The 359-nt window shown below is 68.2% G+C and carries 1 protein-coding gene; it reads right to left on the reverse strand.

The genetic code is table 11. The features are described 5' to 3' along the window. Positions 1 to 359, reverse strand: a 359-nt coding sequence (locus AC4IJH_RS43795) for a beta-ketoacyl synthase N-terminal-like domain-containing protein (protein ID WP_490857613.1), incomplete at both ends; no start/stop codon positions are given.

The following is a 359-nucleotide window of genomic DNA, read 5'->3' on the forward strand; positions in this document are numbered from 1 at the left end:
TCCGCAGCCTCCGCGTACGCCTTGCAACGCCCGTCAGCCGCCAAGCCCCGCTGCCGCGAGAAGTCGATGAACGTGCCGGGTGTGGACATCACCGTCACGCCACCGGCCAACGCGAGCGACGACTCCCCCGAACGCAGCGACTGACACGCCAGATGCAACGCCACCAGCGACGAGGAACACGCCGTGTCCACCGTCACCGCCGGACCCTCCAAACCCAGCGCGTACGACACCCGGCCCGAGGCAACCGCGCCCACGCCACCCGTGCCGATGTACCCCTCGACCTCCTCCGGTACAGCGTGAGTCGGCAGATAGTCGTGGTAGAAGAGGCCCGCGAAAACGCCCGTGTCGCTGCCCTTCAA

Source organism: Streptomyces sp. UF-297 (assembly GCF_058245575.1).